Annotated in this window: 14 protein-coding genes and 1 pseudogene; 10 read left to right on the plus strand and 5 right to left on the minus strand. The window is 71.5% G+C overall.

Annotated features, from left to right (window positions below; translation table 11 throughout):
* The first annotated feature begins 330 nt into the window (after positions 1-330).
* Together LOK46_RS29980 and LOK46_RS29985 are read left to right on the plus strand one after the other, a co-directional pair.
* A complete protein-coding gene (locus LOK46_RS29980; protein ID WP_273564990.1) occupies positions 331-2,205 on the plus strand; it encodes a hypothetical protein in 1,875 nt (624 codons plus the stop codon).
* A gap of 18 nt (positions 2,206-2,223) precedes the next feature.
* Positions 2,224-3,183 (plus strand): UDP-glucuronic acid decarboxylase family protein, encoded by a 960-nt coding sequence (locus tag LOK46_RS29985; protein ID WP_273564991.1) that lies wholly within the window; start codon positions 2,224-2,226, stop codon positions 3,181-3,183.
* On the opposite strand, the gene LOK46_RS29990 is transcribed toward LOK46_RS29985, so the two are convergent.
* Entirely contained in the window at positions 3,138-3,590 is a 453-nt protein-coding gene (locus LOK46_RS29990) for an alpha/beta hydrolase-fold protein (protein ID WP_273564992.1), read from the minus strand. The genes LOK46_RS29985 and LOK46_RS29990 overlap by 46 nt on opposite strands.
* A 346-nt stretch (positions 3,591-3,936) precedes the next feature.
* On the opposite strand from LOK46_RS29990, the gene LOK46_RS29995 reads away from it, so the two are divergent.
* From LOK46_RS29995 to LOK46_RS30030, 8 genes and pseudogenes are all read left to right on the plus strand, one after another.
* Positions 3,937-5,346 (plus strand): LLM class flavin-dependent oxidoreductase, encoded by a 1,410-nt coding sequence (locus LOK46_RS29995; protein ID WP_273564993.1) that lies wholly within the window; start codon positions 3,937-3,939, stop codon positions 5,344-5,346.
* A 9-nt stretch (positions 5,347-5,355) separates the two neighbouring features.
* Positions 5,356-6,126: an ABC transporter ATP-binding protein gene (locus LOK46_RS30000; RefSeq protein WP_273564994.1), complete on the plus strand. Its 771-nt coding sequence runs from the start codon at positions 5,356-5,358 to the stop codon at positions 6,124-6,126.
* 10 nt (positions 6,127-6,136) lie between these two features.
* Positions 6,137-7,018, plus strand: a complete 882-nt coding sequence (locus tag LOK46_RS30005) for a branched-chain amino acid ABC transporter permease (RefSeq protein ID WP_273564995.1) — start codon at positions 6,137-6,139, stop codon at positions 7,016-7,018.
* A 4-nt stretch (positions 7,019-7,022) separates the two neighbouring features.
* Positions 7,023-8,082, plus strand: a pseudogene (locus LOK46_RS30010) (branched-chain amino acid ABC transporter permease).
* 25 nt (positions 8,083-8,107) lie between these two features.
* On the plus strand, positions 8,108-9,466 hold the full coding sequence (locus LOK46_RS30015; protein ID WP_273564996.1) for an ABC transporter substrate-binding protein: 1,359 nt from the start codon (positions 8,108-8,110) through the stop codon (positions 9,464-9,466).
* A 21-nt stretch (positions 9,467-9,487) separates the two neighbouring features.
* Positions 9,488-10,243 carry an ABC transporter ATP-binding protein gene (locus LOK46_RS30020; RefSeq protein WP_273564997.1) on the plus strand — a complete coding sequence of 252 codons (756 nt, stop codon included), beginning with the start codon at positions 9,488-9,490 and terminating at the stop codon, positions 10,241-10,243.
* 64 nt (positions 10,244-10,307) lie between these two features.
* Positions 10,308-11,603: an acyl-CoA dehydrogenase family protein gene (locus LOK46_RS30025; protein WP_273564998.1), complete on the plus strand. Its 1,296-nt coding sequence runs from the start codon at positions 10,308-10,310 to the stop codon at positions 11,601-11,603.
* Positions 11,604-11,617: 14 nt separating this feature from the next.
* A complete protein-coding gene (locus LOK46_RS30030; protein WP_273564999.1) occupies positions 11,618-12,655 on the plus strand; it encodes a substrate-binding domain-containing protein in 1,038 nt (345 codons plus the stop codon).
* A 10-nt stretch (positions 12,656-12,665) separates the two neighbouring features.
* On the opposite strand, the gene LOK46_RS30035 is transcribed toward LOK46_RS30030, so the two are convergent.
* The 4 genes from LOK46_RS30035 to LOK46_RS30050 are packed head-to-tail and all read right to left on the minus strand — an operon-like array spanning position 12,666 to position 17,287.
* Complete coding sequence (locus LOK46_RS30035) at positions 12,666-13,679, minus strand: ABC transporter permease (RefSeq protein WP_273565000.1); 1,014 nt, start codon at positions 13,677-13,679, stop codon at positions 12,666-12,668.
* Positions 13,649-15,178, minus strand: coding sequence for a sugar ABC transporter ATP-binding protein (locus LOK46_RS30040; RefSeq protein ID WP_273565001.1), 1,530 nt, complete (start codon positions 15,176-15,178; stop codon positions 13,649-13,651). Before LOK46_RS30040 ends, LOK46_RS30035 begins: the two co-directional genes overlap by 31 nt.
* A 49-nt stretch (positions 15,179-15,227) precedes the next feature.
* On the minus strand, positions 15,228-16,211 hold the full coding sequence (locus tag LOK46_RS30045) for an ABC transporter permease (RefSeq protein WP_273565002.1): 984 nt from the start codon (positions 16,209-16,211) through the stop codon (positions 15,228-15,230).
* Entirely contained in the window at positions 16,208-17,287 is a 1,080-nt protein-coding gene (locus LOK46_RS30050; RefSeq protein ID WP_443192922.1) for an ABC transporter permease, read from the minus strand. Before LOK46_RS30050 ends, LOK46_RS30045 begins: the two co-directional genes overlap by 4 nt.
* Positions 17,288-17,297: the final 10 nt, after the last annotated feature.

Raw genomic sequence — 17,297 nt, forward strand, 5'->3', positions numbered from 1 at the left:
CAGGTGATCCCGTGCCTGCCGGCAGCGCGCGCTGCGGTTGAGGACGCGCCGGCGCGCGGCGACCGCGTCGCCCGAGGGGGACGAGCGGCTTCCGAGACAGGCCGGCGCGGCTGCCTTATCGGCCCCATGTCCGCGGCGGGCGGCTGTCCGCCCGTCCGCTCCCGGTCCCGTCCGGGCCCCGGTGGAGCGTCGGGGGAGGGGACCCTGCGGTGTCGCGGGCGCGGTGACGCCGATCGGATCGGCCTGTCCCGGCGGCGCGCCCGCGGGCCTCCTTGTGGCGGCGCCCGAAGTTCGACAAACCCGTCCGGACGATATCGAGGACGGGCGCCGATGATCATCCGCCATACCCGTAGCCTGCAGCGATCGGGGGACGCGGTCACGAGCCGCGACGGGCGGCTCGTCGCGCATTGTCCGACGGAGGCCGGCTGGTCCGCGCTCGGCCTGATCGATCTCGGCGGACGCGCCACGGTGGTCGCGCTCCTGGGTCCGAGCGACGCGCGCGCGTTCCGCTTCCTGAACCCGGACGGCGCGCCGCTGGCGTCCTGCGCGGCGGATTTCCTCGCCGCGCCACGGGACGGCGCGGGCCCGCTCGACTGGCAGGCCGAGGCGGTTCTCACCGACGACGACGGCGCGTCGGGCCCGCAGGCCATGATCGAGGATATCCATCTCCTGATCGAGGCCCTCGCGCGCGCGGCCGCCGCGAACCCGGACCAGGCTGTCCGGGTCGTGACGGGCGGAGGTTCCGATCCGCGCGCGCAGGCGATGCACGCGGCGCTGGCGCGGCTCAACGGCGCGCCGGCGGGGTCTCCGCCCCATCTGCCCGAACTGGTGACGAAGGAGATCGTCGCGCGCGGCGGGCAGGAGACGCGCCACCCGGACGGCGGCGACCTGCGCTTCTCGATCTACCTGCCCATGCCGGGCTTCCGGTTCGTCGGCTACTCGGTGGACCGGAACGAGACGCTGTGCACGCTGATCGGCAAGAACTCCCGCCTCGCGTCGGCCCTCTTGGACGTTCGAACCAACACGGCCTACGCCCGGCCGAACCTGGCGAGCGTCGGGTTCGACGCCGCGACCCTCGTGCAGGTCCGGTTGTGGCGGCAGTACCTCCTTCCGGCTCTGATCGACGGCGCGGCCCGGTCGACCCGGGTCGGGATCGTCTTCGAACACGCGCATATCAGTCACGCCATCTGGAACGAGCTGGCCGCGGTCGACGACGTGCTGTCGCTCGGCCGCTCGCCGGCGGTGTTCCTGTTCGCCAGCTGCAACGAGCCAATCTTTCCGGTCGACGCCGTCTTTCCGGAAGTCGCCGGACGTGTGTATCGCGGGATCGAAGGCCCGCTGCCCCTGTTGCAGGCTGCCGTCACGGGCGCGGCGACCTTCCTGCCGTTTCGCTCCTACCGCGTGAGCCAGCGATTGGCCGATCGCCTCGCGGCCCTGGCGCGGAGCGCCGAACCCGCGCTCGATGCCCGCCTGACCGACGCGGCGCGCCGGGCCACGATCGTCCTCATCGGCCTGCGGCTGGAGAATCGCCAGTGGGTCCGGCAGCTCGACGGGTATGTTGCCCTGATCCGCCGCCTCGGTCGGAGGCGGGGGGAGCGGTTTCTGGTCATCGTCGACGGGCACAACACGCTCGCGCGCGCGACGGGCGGCTTCGTCGAGAGCTACTGCGAGAGCCTCGTCCCGGTGACGGGGACCGTGCCCTCCATCGTCCAGATGGAGATCGACTTGATCGAGGCGCTCCGCCCCCAGGTCGCGGATATCGCCAACGTCGACGTGCTGCCGCTCGTGCCCTGCTCGATGGGCGCGAGCCTCGTGGCCTCGCTCCACACCGACCTGTTCGTGACGCATTTCGGAGCCGGTCTCGCCAAGTATAAGTGGGTCGCCAACGCGCCCGGCTGCGTCATATCGAGCCGATCCGTGCTCAGCGGAAAGGACGATCTGCGCATCTACGACACCGAGATCTTTCGGGAGAACGTGTCGGCCTGTTTCTACATCCCCGCCGATCGGGTGACGGATCTCGACACCTCCAGCAACGCCCTTCATGTCCCCGGCAGCAGGGAGCGCGAGGATTTCGACCTCGACCTCGAAGAGTTCGCCCGCTTCGTCGAGGAGAACCTGCCGAGGAAGCGCGCCGCGCGCGCGCGCTGGCTCGACCGGCTGAACGTCTTCAAGACTCGCGCCGACACCGGCACGGCAAGGCTCTGATTGCTGGGACCATCACGGATGAGCGACCGGATCCTGATCACCGGCGGCGGCGGCTTCATCGGCTCGCACCTGAGCGAGCGCCTGCTGGAGCAGGGCCACGAGGTCCTCTGCGTCGACAATTTCTTCACGGGCAGGAAGAGCAACATCGCTCACCTGTTCGACAACCCGCGCTTCGAGCTCATTCGGCACGATGTCACGCATCCGCTCTTCGTCGAAGTGGATCGGATCTACAATCTTGCCTGCCCGGCCTCCCCGATCCATTACCAGTTCGATCCCGTCCAGACGACCAAGACCAGCGTGATGGGGGCCATCAACATGCTGGGGCTGGCGAAGCGGCTCCGCGTGCCGATCCTTCAGGCGTCGACCTCGGAGGTTTACGGAGATCCGCTCGTGCACCCGCAGCCCGAGGGGTACTGGGGGAACGTCAATCCGCTCGGGCCCCGGTCCTGCTACGACGAGGGCAAGCGCTGCGCCGAGACCCTGTTCTTCGACTATCACAGGCAGCATCGCGTCCCGATCAAGGTCGTGCGGATCTTCAACACCTACGGCCCGCGCATGCATCCCAGCGACGGGCGGGTCGTCTCCAACTTCGTCGTCCAGGCCCTGCGCGGCGCGCCGATCACGGTCTTCGGCGAAGGGCATCAAACCCGTTCGTTCTGCTACGTCGACGATCTGGTCCTGGGCCTCCAGGCGATGATGGCCACCGAGACGGCGATCACCGGTCCCGTCAATCTCGGCAATTCGGACGAGTTCACCATCCGACAGCTTGCCGAACTCGTCGTCGACTTGTCGGGCTCGCGTTCGAGGCTCGTTCACGCCCCGCTCCCGGTGGACGATCCGCGCCAGAGACGGCCCGACATCGCCCTGGCCGAGCAGCTCCTCGACTGGCGCCCGACCGTGCCGCTGCGGGAAGGGCTCATGAAAACCATCGCCTACTTCGAGAGGCTGCTGATCTCGGAGCAGATCAGGCCGGTCTGATCCGACCGGGGCACACTCGCGGGGCACACTCGCTGCCGGAGCGCGAGCAGGGCATCACCGAGGGCGCCGCGCCGGGTCAGGTCGTCGGGGCCGCCGGCATAGTCGCGGGCGGTGACGTCGTAGCCGCTGGCCTCGCCGGTGGCGCGCAGGCGCCGCGTGGACGCGAGGATGTCGCTGGCGCCCGACGGCCCGCCTCGAAGAGCCCGGCCGTGAGATGGACGCGCAGCGCCGCGCGGCGCCCGGGCGACCTGCTCGGTCCCGCCCTCGGACGATCCGTCCGGATGCCACCAGAGGGAGCCCGACAGCGCGACCACGTGGCCGAACCGCTCCGGATGCGCCAGCGCCACGGCCATGGCCGCGAGGCCGCCATGGCTCGGGCAAGCCGTCCGATCGGCCAGAGGCGACATCGGGCGCGAACCAAGTGCTTCCTCTCCGAGCTCCGGATCGAAATGATTTTCTTTCCCGCCTCAGAAATATGACAGCACATTTCCACAGATCCATGACATAAAATGATCTGAAATCTGGAGGCTCAGCATTTCTTCGGTATTCTCTCGACATGCCACGAGGGCGATCGAGAGTGTTTTGCGGATTCATTGCCGGTTTTATTAGGAATGATCTTCCACAGTAAAGAGTTATCGGTACATTCTCGGCGCTATCAGCGCGTGTATATTGAAGTTGTTATCGTAACTTTGGATCTGTGAGGCGGCGCGGCCCGCCGACTCGTCAGCACATCCCCGAAGGTATGACGTCCGAATGTCGAGAACCATCCGCTTCAACGCTTTCGACATGAACTGCGTCGGCCACCAGTCGCCGGGCCTGTGGGCCCATCCGCGTGATCGGTCGTGGCAGTACAAGGATCTCGAGTACTGGCAGGATCTTGCCCGGACGCTGGAGCGCGGGATCTTCGACGGGATCTTCATCGCCGACGTCGTCGGCTATTACGACGTCTACAAGGGCTCGAACTGGCACGCCCTGCATCAGGCCGCGCAGATCCCGGTCAACGATCCGCTCCAGCTCGCCGCGCCGATCGCGCTGGCCACCGAGCATCTCGGCATCGGCATCACGGCCTCGACCTCCTTCGAGCACCCCTACACCTTCGCGCGGCGCCTCTCGACCGCCGACCACCACACGAAGGGGCGGGTCGGCTGGAACATCGTCACGTCGTATCTCGAGAGCGGCGCCCGGAACCTCGGCCAGGAGGGCCTGAAGCGCCACGACAACCGCTACGAAGTCGCGGCCGAGTATGTCGAGGTGCTCTACAAGCTGTTCGAGGGCAGCTGGGAGGACGGGGCGGTCCTGCGCGATCGCGACCGGCGGATCTTCACCGATCCGGCCAAGGTCCACGAGATCGGGCATCGCGGCCGGCATTTCACGGTGCCGGGCTACCATCTGTGCGAGCCCTCGCCGCAGCGCACGCCGGTGCTCTATCAGGCGGGCGCCTCGGGGCCCGGCAAGGCCTTCGCGGCCGCCCATGCCGAGTGCGTGTTCGTCGCCGCGCCGCTGAAAGCCATGCTCAAGGCCTACGTGGCCGACGTGCGCGCCCAGGCCCGGGCCGCCGGCCGCTCGCCCCGGGACGTGCTGATCTACAACCTCACCACGATCATCGTCGCCGAGACCGACGCGGCCGCGCAGAGGAAGTTCGAGGAATACCAGTCCTACGCCTCGTATGACGGCGCGCTGGTGTTCATGTCGGGCTGGAGCGGCATCGATTTCGGCCAGTACGCGCCGACCGACCTCGTCCGGAAGGTCGAGACCAACGCCATCGTGTCGATGGTCGAGTACTTCTCGTCGTCCGAGAAGCCCTGGTCGATCGCGGAGCTCGCCCGCTGGGGCGGCATCGGCGGGATCGGACCGGTCTTCGTCGGCTCGCCCGCGACGGTCGCCGACATCCTCCAGGAATGGGTCGCCGACACCGACGTCGACGGCTTCAACCTCGCCTACGCGGTCACGCCGGAGAGTTTCGAGGATGCCGTGAACCTGCTGGTGCCGGAGCTGCAGCGGCGCGGCGTCTACCCGAAGGCTTACCGCCCCGGAACCTTGCGCGAGAAGCTGTTCGGCCGGGGGCCAACCCTGCCGGAGACTCATCCGGCCCACGGCTATCGCGACATCGAGGCGGTGAAGGCGCGCGCGTCGGCGCTCCGTCCCGCCGCCGCGGCCGAGTGAGGGCTGCCCGTGCCCGACACAATCCTCGAGCTCGCCGACGTCACGCTGGCCTTCAAGGGGATCACGGCGATCAACCGCCTGAGCCTCGCGGTCCGGCGCGGCGAGATCTGCGCGCTCATCGGGCCGAACGGGGCCGGCAAGAGCTCGCTCCTCAACATCCTCAACGGGGTGTACCGGCCGAGTTCGGGCCGCATCACCTTCGAGGACGCGGGCTTCGACAGGATCCGTCCGGGCGCGGCGGCCCGGCGCGGGATCGGACGCACCTTTCAGCACGGAGCGCTGTTCGGGCCGCTCACCGTGCTCGACAATGTGCTGGCGGGCCTCGCGCGCCGCAGCCGGACGACGCTCGTGGAGCACGCCTTCGGCCTGCCGCGCGAGGCCGCCGAAGCGCGCCGTTTCCGCGCGGCCGCAGAGGAAACCCTCGCGTTCCTCGAGCTCGCGCCTTACCGGGACCGGATCGTCGCGACGTTGCCCTACGGCCTCCAGAAGCGGGTGGATCTCGCCCGGGCGCTGGTCGCGCGACCGAAGCTGCTGCTCCTCGACGAGCCGATGGCCGGCATGAACGGCGCCGAGAAGGATGCGATGGCGCGCTCCATCGCGGCCGCGCGGGACACGCTCGGGCTGACAGTGGTGCTGATCGAGCACGACATCGGCGTGGTCTTGCGCCTGTCGGACCACATGGTGGTGCTCGATTACGGTCGGAAGGTCGGCGACGGGACGCCCGAGGCGGTGCGCACCGACCCGGCCGTGATCGCGGCCTATCTCGGCACGCCGCACTGAGGGCCGGCCGATGAGCTTCTTCGTCGAGACGCTCGCGGGCGGACTCTTGTCGGGCGTGATGTACGCCCTGGTGGCGATCGGCTTCGTGCTGATCTTCAAGGCCTCGGGCGTTTTCAACTACGCGCAGGGCGCGATGGTGCTGTGCGCCGCGCTGACCTTCGTCACCCTGACGGAGCGGGGCCTGCCCTACTGGCTCGCCGGGCTGACGACGCTGGCCATCATGGTGGGCCTCGCGGTCGCGGTGGAGCGCTTCGTGCTGCGGCCGCTGGTGAACCGCCCGCAGATCACGCTGTTCATGGCGACGCTGGGCCTGTCCTACGTGATCGAGGGCGGCGCGCAGCTCCTGATGGGCGCGAGCGTCCACGAACTCGACCTCGGCATCGCCGACCTGCCGGTCGAGCTCGGCCCGATCCAGCTCAGCCGCTTCGACCTCGTCGCGGCGGCGAGCGCCGGCGTCCTGGTGCTCGCCCTGTCGCTGTTCTTCGAGCGCACCCGGCTCGGCGTGTCGCTGCGCGCGGTGGCGGACGATCCGAAGGCCGCCCTGTCGATCGGCATCCGCCTGCCCGTCCTCTGGGCCGCGGTCTGGGCGGTGGCGGGCTTCGTCGCCCTCGTGGCGGGGCTGCTCTGGGGCGCCCGCCAGGGCGTGCAGTTCTCGCTCACCTTCGTGGTGCTGAAGGCCCTGCCGGTGCTGATCATCGGCGGGTTCACGTCGATCACCGGCGCGATCGTCGGCGGCCTGATCGTCGGCGCGGCGGACGCGCTGGCCGAGATCTACCTGGGGCCACTCCTCGGCGGCTCCGTCTCCACGTGGTTCGCCTACCTGCTCGCCGTCGCCTTCCTGCTGGTCCGCCCGGCGGGCCTCTACGGCGAGCGGGCCATCGAGAGGGTCTGACCCGATGCCGCCCGCACTCTCCGCCGCCGAACCCGCCCCGGGCCGGCGCCTCGCGCTGCCGACCCTGCCGGCGCGCTCCGCAGCGCTCGCCCTCCTGCTGGCGCTGGCCGCTCTCGGGATCCCCCCTTGTGGCGACCGACTACTGGTACAACGCGATCCTGATCCCGTTCCTGATCATGGCCCTGGCGGCGCTCGGCCTGAATCTGACCATGGGCGTCGCCGGTCAGGCCTCGCTCGGGACCGGCGCCTTCATGGCCGTGGGCGCCTACGCCACCTACAACCTGCTGCTGCGCCTGCCGCAGTTGCCCCTGCCGGCGAGCCTCGCGCTCGGCGGCCTGATCGCGGGCGCGGTCGGCCTCGTGGTCGGGCTGCCGTCGCTGCGGATCAAAGGCTTCTACCTCGTCGCGCCGACGCTCGCCGCCCAGTTCCTGATCGAGTGGATCTTCAATCAGGTCGGCTGGTTCTCGAACTACGCCAGCTCCAGCGCGATCTCGGCGCCCCGCCTCGCGGTCCTCGGCCACGACCTGTCGAGCCCGGCCGGCCGCTACGCCCTGACCCTGTCGAGCGTCGTCGTCGCGACGGCGCTCGCTTGGCGGCTCGCGCGCAGCCAGACCGGGCGGAACTGGCGGGCCGTGCGCGACGGCGAGACCGCGGCCGCGGTGATCGGCGTGCCGGTGGCTCGGGCCAAACTTTCGGCCTTCTTCGTGGGAGCGGCCGTGAGCGGCGTCGCGGGGGCGCTCTGGGCCTTCGCGTATCTCGGCACAGTCGATGCCCGCAGCTTCGACCTCGACCGCTCGTTCCAGGCCCTGTTCATCATCGTCATCGGGGGCCTCGGCAGCCTCGCCGGCAGCTTCATCGGCGCGGCCTTCATCGTGCTGACCCCGATCCTGCTCACCCATCTGGCCGGGCTCGTGCCCGGCGGCGCCCTCGACGGCGGGCAGGTGTCGAACCTGCAGCGGGTGGTCTTCGGCCTCCTGATCATCGGCTTCCTCATCAAGGAGCCGAACGGCCTCGCCGCCCTCATCGAACGCCTCGCGGCCCGCCTCCCGCGCCGCGCCCGATAAGCCCCCCGTACCGGAGACCCGCCCCATGACACGCCTCGCCCGCGCCCTGCGCGCCACGATCCTGGCGGCGAGCCTCGGACTCGCGCCGGCAGCTTCGGCCGAGCCCGCCAAGGGATCCCCCCAGCAATACTTCCCGCTCGCGACCTTCCGGGTCGGCGCCTACGCGTCCTCCGGCATCCCGGTCTGGGCCGGCGTGATCGACTATTTCCGCTACGTCAACGCGGTCGAGGGCGGCATCAACGGCGTCAAGCTGGTCTGGGACGAGTGCGAGACCGAGTGGGCCGTCGAGAAGGGCGTCGAGTGCTACGAGCGGGTGAAGGGCGGCCGGGACGGCTCGCCGGTCCCGATCTTCCTGCCGCACGGCGATCCGATCTCGAAGGCGCTCACCGAGAAGTCGGTCGCCGACCGGATCCCGCTGGTCACCACCGGCTACGGCCGCACCGAGGCGATCGACGGGCGGGTCTTCCCCTACAGCTTCCCGGTGCTGTTCAGTTTCTGGAGCGAGGCGTCGTCGGTCGTCAACTACATCGCCGAGCAGGCCGGCGGGAAGGACAAGCTCAAGGGCCTGAAGATCGCGACCGTCTACCACGACAGCCCCTACGGCAAGGAGACGCAGACCCCGCTGGCGCTGCTGGCCAAGCAGTACGGCTTCGAGAACATCCAGATCGCGGTGCCGCATCCCGGCAACGACCAGGCGGCGCAGTGGGGCCGCATCCGCCAGATCAAGCCCGACTGGGTGTTCCTGCGCGGCTGGGGGGTGATGACCCCGGTCGCCATCAAGACCGCGGCCAAGACCGGCTTCGCGGTGGACCACATCATCGGCGGCATCTGGTCGGGCTCCGAGGAGGATGTCCGGCCGGCCGGCAGCGTCGGGAAGGGCTACCGGGCGATCACCCCGTTCCCGGCCGGCCAGGACTTCGAGATCCTGAAGAAGATCAAGGCCGCGATCGTCGATACCGGCAAGAGCGACCTCAAGGACCCGCGGAGCTTCGGCTCGGTCTACTACAATTCCGGGGTGATCGAGGCGATCGTCTCGGTGGAGGCGATCCGCACGGCGCAGGCACGCTTCGGCAACCGGCCGATCACCGGCGCCGAGGGCCAGTGGGGCCTGGAGCACCTCGTGCTCGACGAGGCGCGCCTGAAGGCGATCGGTGCCGAGGGCCTCGTCCAGCCCCTGCGCCTCTCGATCAAGGATCACGAGGGCGGCGGCGCCGGGAAGGTGCTGCAATGGGACGGCACGCAATGGGTCGTCGCCAGCAACGGCTGGGTGCAGTCCGACCGCGACCTGCTCCTGCCCGTGATCTACGCGCGCGCGGCCGCCTACGCCCGGGAGAAGGGCATCGTGCCCCGGGCCGAGGACACCGCCGAGGCGACGGCCCGATGAGGCGCGGCCGGGGCTGATCCGATGGCGGACGCGCTTCTCGAAGTCGCCGGGATCGAGGCGGTCTACGGCGCCGCGATCCTGGCCCTGCACGACGTGTCGCTGCGCGTGGAGCGGGGCGAGATCGTCGCGCTCGTCGGCCCGAACGGCGCCGGCAAGACCACGACGCTCCGGGCGATCTCCAACCTGCTCGGCGCCGAGCGGGGCACCCTGCGCCGGGGCGCGATCCGCTGGCAGGGCGCGGCGACCGGGCGGCTCGACCCGGCCGAGCTCGTGGCCCGCGGCGTCGTCCAGGTGCTGGAGGGGCGGCACGTCTTCGGCCAGCTCACCGTGGAGGAGAACCTGCTCACCGGCGGCTACCTGCGCAAGCCGGGCCGGCGGCAGCTCGCGACGGATCTGGAGCGGATCTACGGCTGGTTCCCGCGCCTCAGGGACCGCCGCCACGCCCGGGCCGGGCTGACCTCGGGCGGCGAGCAGCAGATGGTGGCGATCGGCCGGGCGCTGATGACCCGGCCGACGCTGCTGCTCCTCGACGAGCCCTCGATGGGCCTCGCCCCGATCGTCGCCGCCGAGATCTTCTCGATCATCGCACGCCTCAACCGCGAGGAGGGCCTGAGCGTCCTCGTGGCCGAGCAGAGCGCCAACCTGGTGCTGGAGCATGCCCACCGGGCCGTCGTGCTGGAGAGCGGGCGCGTGGTCGCGACGGGCGCCAGTGCCGGACTCGCCGCCAGCGGCCGCCTGGGCGCGCTGTATCTCGGCGGCTCCGGATCCCTCCAGTGAAACGCCGCTCCGACCGGCCTCGGCGTGGCCCCGATCAACCCTCCCCGCGAACGGGACGACCCCGATGACCCTCTCGATCCTCCCGAATGCGGCCGGCACCGTGACGGCGGACGCGACCCCCTGGCCCCCCGAGCGCGCCGCCCGGGGCGCGCCGCCGAGCCCCAGCTACGCGGCGCTCGCGGCCCGGTTCCGGCCGATCTTCGCCCGCATCCGGCAGGACGCCGCCCGCCGGGAGACCGAGCGGGCGCTGCCCTTCGACGCGATCGGCCAGCTGAGGGCCGCCCGGTTCGGCGCCCTGCGGGTGCCGGAGGCGGAGGGCGGCCTCGGCGCGAGCCTGCCGGACCTGTTCGAACTGCTCGCCGAGCTGGCCCAGGCCGATTCCAACCTGCCCCAGGCCCTGCGCAACCATTTCGGCTTCGCGGAGGACACGGTCGGCAGCCCCGACGATTCCCGCCGCCGGCACTGGATCCCGCGCCTCGCGGCCGGCGACCTGTTCGGGGGCGCCTGGTCGGAGACCGGGACGGCCGTGGTCGGCACGTTCGAGACCCGCATCCATCGCCAGGGCGACGGCTGGGGACTCACCGGCCGGAAATACTACACGACCGGCTCGCTCTACGCTGACTGGATCGACGTGGTCGGCACCGGCGAGGACGGGGAGGAGACCTCGGTGGTGGTGGCCGCGAAGGGGCCGGGCGTCACGATCGACGACGATTGGGACGGGTTCGGCCAGCGGCTGACCGCGAGCGGCACCGCCACCTTCGCCGAGGCCCCCGCCATCGGTGAGCCGCTGCGTACGGAGGTACGCTTCGCCTACGGGACGGCCTTCTTCCAGGCGGTCCACCTCGCGACGCTCACAGGCATCGCCCGGGCGGCCGCCGACGAGGTGACGCGGGCCGTGCGCGAGCGGGCGCGCACCTATTCCCACGCGGCGGGGCCGCGGCCGAGCGTTGACCCGCAGGTGCTCCAGATCGTCGGCCGGGTGCAGGCGCTCGCCTATGCGGCCGGCGCCCTCAACCGCCAGGCGGCGGAGGCGGTGCAGCGGGCCTACGAGGCCCGGGTCGGGGGTCTGCCCGAGGCCGCGGCCCAGGCGATCAACGTCGCCTCGGAGATCGAGCTCGCTCAGGCGCAGACCGTGCTGACGAGCCTCGTGCTGGACGCGACCACGATCCTGTTCGACGCGCTCGGGGCCTCCGCCACGAGCCGGAGCCACGCCCTCGACCGGCACTGGCGCAACGCCCGGACGATCGCCTCGCACAACCCGCGGATCTTCAAGGACCGCATCGTCGGCGACTTCGCGGTCAACGGCACCGAGCCGCCGTTCCAGTGGAAGATCGGGCAGGTGCTGCCCGCCGCGTCGTAGGAGCAGGGGAAGCCATGTCCAAGAGTCTCGTTCTCCGTGCCGCCCTCGCGGCGCTCGGCCTCGCGACGGCTGCCCAGGCTGCCGAGACGAGTGCAGCGCCGCCGCCCTTCGATCGCGGCGGCGTCAAGGTCGCGCTGGTCCGCTACCTGTCGGTCGGCGATTTTTACCAAGCCTACGAGGCGGGCGCCCGGGTCCAGGCCAAGGCGCTCGGAATCGATCTGCGGATCTTCCCCGGCAAGCAGGACGCGACCCTGGAGCGCGAGCAGGTCGAGCAGGCCATCGCGCTGGGCGCCCAGGCGATCGTGATCGACCACGGCCTGCCCGAATCCCTGAAGGACGTCGCCCGGAAGGCCGTCGAGGCCGGCATCAAGGTCGTGGCCTTCGACGTGAACCTCGACGATCCCCGCATTCCGCAGGTCGAGCAGAGCGATCAGGCGCTCGCCCAGGAGGCGCTGGACCAGATCGTGCAGGAGAACGGGACCAGCTTCCAGGCGGCCTATGTCTACGTGGCCGGCTTCGCGCCGCTCGATCGCCGGGACGCGGTCTGGACCGCCTTCAAGGCCGCCCATCCGGGCGTGGTCGAGAAGGCCCGCTTCGGCACGGTGAGCGACACCACCGCGAGCGCGGTCGCCGACCAGGCCAAGGCGGCGCTCCGGGCCAATCCGGGCATCACGGTGATCTTCGCGCCCTACGACGAGTTCGCCCGCGGCGCGAAGCTCGCGGTGAACGAGCTGAACCTCGCCGACCGGGTGAAGATCTATGCGGCCGACGTCTCGACCGCCGATATCGGCGAGATCACCGAGCCGCATAGCCCCTGGGTCGCCACCGCGGCGACCAACCCGGCCGTGGTCGGCGCCGTCTCCATCCGGGCCGCGGCGCTCGCGCTGGCCGGCCAGGGTCCCGGACCCCGGATCACCGTCGAGCCGGTTCTGCTGACGCAGGGCGCGCTGCGGGAAGGCGGCGTGCGGACCATCGCGGATCTCAACGCCCGGATTCCGGCCTTCGGCCGCTCAGAGGCCGCCAGCGCCTCCTGGATCCCGCAGCCGCGCTGAGCGGAGCCGCTCAGACCCGCCGCGGCGCGAGGCCGTAGGTGACGGCCAGGGCGCCGATCAGCACGGCGCCCTTGACGAGATCCTGGAGGTAGTAGGGGGCGTTCAGCATCGTCAGGCCGTTCAGCAGGACGCCGACGAAGACGGCGCCCACGACCGTCCCGAGAATGTTCGGCCGGTTGGCGCCGAGCACGGCATGGCCGATCAAAGCCGCCGCGACGGCGTCGAGCATCAGCCCGTTGCCGGCCGAGACGTCGCCGCGGCCGATGCGGGCGGCCAGCAGGACGCCGCCGATGGACGCGACGACGGCGGAGATCACGTAGGCGGCCACCCGGTAGCGGCGCGTCGGCGCGCCGGCGAGCCGGGCCGCGAGTTCGTTGCCGCCCACCGCGTAGAACACCCGGCCGAAGCGGGTCCCATCCATCATGAGCCAGAGGGCGGCCGCCACGATCGCGAGGACCACCACCGGGACCGGCAGGATGTCCCAGAACCGGTGCCGGCCCAGCGCCAGGAAGGCGTCGGTGAAGGCGCCCTCCGCGGCCGACCCGTCGAGCAGGATCATGCCCGGCGCGATCGAGCGCCCGCCGGTCGGAACCAGCTGGAGGCCGGCCAGCAGGAACAGCATCCCGAGCGTCGCGAGGAGGTCGGGGATGCCGAGCCGGACGATCAGCACGGCGTTGCCGAGGCCGACCAAGATGCCGAGCCCGAGGCAAAGCAGGAGGGTGCTCCCGGTCGAGCCGTCGAGCACCACGAGGCTGTAGGCGGCCGCCATCTGCACGAAGGCGGCGAGCCCTCCGACCGAGAGATCGAAGCCGCCGGCGACCATCGTGACCGTCACGCCCAGGCCGAGCAAAGCCACGATGGCGACGGCCTGCAGGATGCTGAACAGGTTGCTGACGCGCAGGAAGGCGGGCTCGGCGACGGCGAAGACCGCCACCAGGCCGGCGAGCAGGATCAGGAGCCCGTAATCGATGGCGAGCCGGCGCGGGGACAGGGTCACGGTCGCGGCGTGGGCGGGCGATGGCATGGCGGGGTCTCGGCAGGGCAGAATGACTGGCTGTCGCCCGAGGCCGTCGCGCCGGCCTCGGCGAGATCGGCGGCCTCTCCGACCGCGGCACGCCCCGCCATGACGACGACCCGGTCGCCGACCGCGAGGGCCTCTTCGAGGTCGTTGACGAACACGATCGTGGCGCGATCCCGCGACGCCGACCGGATCGCCCGGACGATGTCGTCGCGCGCGCCGAGATCGATGCCCTGGAACGGCTCGTCGAGCAGCAGCAGCCGCGCCGGCTCGGCGTGCCAGCGCGCCAGGACGACCTTCTGCTGGTTGCCGCCCGACAGGGCGGAGGGCAGGTCTCCGGGGCCGCGCGCCCGGATGCCGAAGGCGGCGATACCCCCTTCCGCCGCGCGCCGCTCGACCGCCGGCGCGACGAGGCCGGTCCGGCTCCAGCGGCCGAGGAACGGGAAGCCGATCGTGCCGGCGATGTGCGCGAACGGCACGGTCGCCGGGAAGAAGGTGGTCCGCCAGCGGTCCTCGCCGGCCATGAACACGCCGTTCCGGATCGCGTCCCGGGGCGAGCGCGGCCGCCAGGGCTGGCCGTCGAGCTCCATCCGGCCTTCCGCCAGCGGCCAGAGCCCGAAGATCGCGCCCGCCAGCGTCGATTTCCCCGCGCCGACCGGTCCGGTCACCGCCACGACCTCGCCCGCCTGCGCGACGAGGTCGAACGGCGCCGCTTCCGGTGCGAGCCGGGCCTGAGACAGGCGCAGGATTGTCCCGATCGCCGGCACCGGACTGCGCGGCGCCGCCTGCCCGACCGCGCGGCCGACCATCGCGTGGAGCGCGGCTCCGAGATCCAGGGGCTGCTCGAACCGGCCCGCGACCCGGCCGTCCCGCAGCACCACGACCCGGTCGGCGATGCGGCGCAGATCGCCCGTCCTGTGCGAGATGTAGAGGAGCGCGACGCTCCGGCTCTTCAGCCGGTCGAGGACCGCGAACAGCCGCTCGGATTCCGGGCCTGAGAGGCTGGCGGTCGGCTCGTCGAGGATCAGCACGGCCGGGTCGTGCGCGACCGCGCGGGCGATGGCGACGAGCTGGCGCTCGGCGAGGGAGAGCGTTCCGAGCGTGCGGGACAGGTCGATCTCGAGGCCGACCCCGGCCGCGACCGCCGCGGCGGCGCGCCGGCTCCGCCGGTGGCCGACCCAGACCGGGGCGCGCGCCGCGCAGACGCGGTCGAGCAGGAGATTGTCGGCGACCGACAGGGTCGGGACGCCGACATCGGCGATCGCCTGATGCACGGCGACGATCCCGTGCGCCCGCGCCTGCCCCGGCGACGCGAACGCCGCTGCCGTCCCGCGGATGCTGATGGATCCCGCATCGGCCCCGTGGCCGCCGCAGAGGATCTTCACCAGGGTCGACTTGCCGGCACCGTTGGCGCCCATCAGGGCGAGGGCCTCCCCGGCGGCGAGGTCGAAGGTGACGTCGGCGAGCGCCCGGGTCGAACCGAAGCACTTCGTCAGACCGCGCACCGCCAGCACCGCGGGCCTGTCCGGTGCCGGATCGGCCCACCCCGACACCTCAGCCCGACCGGCCCCGGCCCGCGAAGGCCAGGATCAGGGTCAGGAGGATCAGCACCCCGGTTCCGACCTGCTGCCAGTAGAAGTTCCAGCCGATCAGCAGCAGGCCGTTGGTCGTGAAGCCGAACAGCGCGACGCCGAGCAGCGTGCCCGGAACGTTGGCCCGGCCGGTGCGGCTGAGCGCGGTCCCGATGAAGGCCGCGCCGATGCTGTCCAGCAGGTAGGCGTTGCCCGCGTAGGGCACGTAGGCGTTCACGTGCGCCGAGAGCAGGATGCCGGCGAGCGCCGCGATCACACCGCTCGCCCCGTAGATCAGCGCCAGGATGCGCCGCACCGGCAGGCCGGAATAGAGGGCGACCGGTGCCTGCACGCCCACGGCCAGGACCTCACGGCCGAACCGCGTGCGCCCGAGGAGCAGCCCGATGCCGACGCCCAGCCCGAGCACGAGCCACAGGGCGAGCGGGACACCGAGGCCGGTGCCGTGCCCGATGAAGGCCAGCGCCGGGGTGATCCGGCCGGCCGGGACGTAGAGCGGATTGCCGCCGTCGGTGGCGAGCTGCTGCAGGCTGTGGCCGATGAACAGGGTGCCGAGCGTCGCGAGGAACGGGGTGATCCCGAGCCGGGCGATCAGCAGTGCGTTGCACAGCCCGGTGCCGATCCCGGCCAGAAGCCCGAACAACACCGCCAGGGCGACCGGCTGGCCGGCGCTCACCGCCGCGATGAAGGCGAGGCCGCCGAGATCGACGGCGGTGCCGACCGACAGGTCTGTTCCGCCCGAGGCCACGGCCAGCGTCATGGCGAGCGCCACGATCGCGGTCAGGGCCACGCTGTTGACCAGCACGCCGGTGACGTTGGCCACCGTGAGGAAGCCCGGCGCCAGGGCCGAGAACACGGCGAGCACCAGGGCCAGCATGGCCGGCAGCCCGAACCGCAGCAGCTCCGCCAACGGGATCGGCCGGGACGGCCGTGCTCGCGCGAGGCTCATGCGACGCGCCCCCGGACGCGCCCGACCCCGACCACGGCGACGATCAGCGCACCCTCGATCCCGTTCACCCAGTAGGTCGAGACGTGCAGCAGCTGGAAGCCGTTGGTCAGGCTGCCGAGGAACAGGGTCGCCAGCAGCGTGCCGGTAATCGTCGGCACGAAGCGGCGCGAGACCATGAAACCGAGGAAGGCGGTCGCCACCACGGGTAGCAGCATCTCGGACGACCCGCCCGTGGCGCTGTTGAGGAAGGCCACCGACACGATCCCCGCGACGCCGCCGAGCAGCCCGCTCGCGAGGTAGGATCCGGCGACGTAGCGCCCCGTCGCGATGCCGGCCGCCCGGGCCGCCGCCGGGTGGCCGCCGACCGCCTCGGCGCGGAGGCCCAGCGGCGTCACGCGCAGCAGCGCGGCGAGACCCAGCGCCAGGGCGAGCAGGAGCCAGCCCAGGACCGGCACGTCCAGCGGGCCGGTGCCACCCAGCGCGTCGATCAGGGGCGAGGACGCGGGGATCGTGGTGTTCTCGGTGAGCACCAGTTCGAGCCCGGCGCAGATGTTCATCACCGCGAGCGTCGCCAGGAGCGGCGGGATCCGCAGCCGCAGGATCGACCCCGCGTTCACGAGGCCGACCGCGAGGCCCGTGCCGAGGGCGGCGGCCGCGCAGGCGGGGTCGCCGTAGCCGGCCTGGTTGAGGCTCGCGAAGGTGGCGGCCGACAGGCCGAGCGTCCCGGCGAGGGAGAGGTCGATGCCGCCGGCGATCACGTCCGTCCCCCCGGTGATCAGGACCAGCGTGAGGCCGAGGCTCAGGATGCCGAGCACCGCCGACTGGGACAGGATCAGCCCGAGATTGGCCGGAGCCAGGAAGGACGGCACCCGCAGGGCGAAGACCGCAAGCACGGCCAGGACCAGCAGGCGGCCGCCTGCGCCGCGCAGGCCTACGGCGGCCTGGACGGCCTGCGCGATCCGGGATGCCGGGACGGTCTCAGGGGCGGGCGCGGTGAGAGACGGACGAGCCACGACGTGCCCCCGCTCCCGTGCGGGAGAGGGGACCAGAGCCCCGCTCGGCACGGGCACATCCATCGACCCCGTC

It is taken from the genome of Methylobacterium sp. NMS14P (genome assembly GCF_028583545.1).
GTDB lineage: Bacteria > Pseudomonadota > Alphaproteobacteria > Rhizobiales > Beijerinckiaceae > Methylobacterium.